Annotated in this window: 1 protein-coding gene and 1 pseudogene; both read right to left on the bottom strand. The window is 64.5% G+C overall.

The annotated features are described in order from the left end of the window. A partial coding sequence (locus Q8R61_RS14910; RefSeq protein ID WP_305538681.1) for an MCP four helix bundle domain-containing protein occupies nt 1-1,107 on the bottom strand: 1,107 nt, incomplete at its 3' end. Nucleotides 1,108-1,123: 16 nt separating this feature from the next. After that, nucleotides 1,124-1,379 (bottom strand): annotated as a pseudogene (locus Q8R61_RS14905) (hypothetical protein); the annotation flags it as partial.

Below are 1,379 nucleotides of genomic sequence, written 5' to 3'. Positions count from 1 at the left end.
GATGAACTCCGACTTGGCATGCGCCATCTGCAGTGCCGCTTCGCGCGCGGCCTCCTTGGCGGCTTCGGCGGCGCGGCGCTCGGACACGTCGCGCATGATCGCCTGGATCACCGGGCGGCCTTCCAGCTGCATCGCATGCATGGCAATTTCGGCCGAGAAGGTGCTGCCGTCGAGGCGCCGTCCCTGCCAGTCCATCACCGCATGGCCTTCCTGCTTGGCGCGTGCAATCGCCAGCATGGCATGGTCGTACGAGCTCAGGCCGTTGGCCTGAATCGTCGAGCCGAGCTGCGCAATCGGCATCTGCAGGAAGGTTTCGACCGAGTCCATGCCGAACAGCGACAGCGTGGCTGGGTTGCAATCGGTGAAGCCCTTGTCGTCGAGCACCACGACCGCGTCGGAATTGGTTTCGAACAGCGTCTGGTATTTCTGCTTTTCGGTATCGAGCTGGCGCGTCTGCGTCAGCATGCGGCGGCTCACCAGCAGGGCGACCAGCACCGCCAGCGCGGTGGCGATGATGCCCAGCAGCAGCATCAGGTTGCGCGTGGCCTGGTAGGCGGCGAAGGTGTTCTTGAGCGCGGTTTCGTTGTCCTCACGCTGCAGGCTGGTCATGTTGTCGAGCGCCGCGACCAGACGGTCCTGCAGCGGAATGGCCTCTTCCTGCAGCAGCGTCAGCGCACCGTAGTTGTTCTCATCGAGCGCCGCCTCGACCACGCTGAACATGACCGGCTGGTTCAGGATGATGACGCTGTCGAGCTCCTGCATCAGCTGCTTCTCGTCCGGCGTGGTGAGCATGGACACCAGCAGCGCGCGGTCCTTGGCGTAGCGTTCGCCGAATTCCTGGAACTTCATGAACATCGCGTCCTTTTCCCACGGATCGATCGACACCACGATGTTGTGCATCAGCATGGCGCGGTCGCGCAGGGTGTCGCGCATCTGCGAGGCGAGCCGGGTCTTGACGTTGTTGACCGACACCACGTTTTCCAGCTCGGTGTTCAGTTGCGCCATCTGGGTGACGCCGAGGCCGATCACCGCAATCATCAGCAGCATGGCCGCGGTAAAACCGAAGCCCACATTGAACAGCAGGCCGCGCAGCGGGGAGGTCATCATCGGTGAGGGCATGGCCTTATTCGCGTCGGAATGCCACGACGTGATCGACCGCCAGCTTGATGCCGATGCGTTCGTCGATGGCGTGATTGTGGTGCGAGGGTGTCAGCGACAGCGCGCGCTGCGCCGAGCATGCGCGCATGCGCGCATCCAACGCCGCCACTTCGGCTGCGGCGGCATCGAAGTCGCCGCCCTGCACATGGCTCTCGATGCGGGCCGCGCCTTCGCGGACGACCGTGGCCATCACGCTGGCGGCGGCACCCTTCAGCGCGTGG

The sequence above is a fragment of the Thiobacillus sp. genome, assembly GCF_030696885.1.
Lineage (GTDB): Bacteria > Pseudomonadota > Gammaproteobacteria > Burkholderiales > Thiobacillaceae > Thiobacillus.
This window is presented reverse-complemented; position numbering and strand designations above follow the sequence as displayed.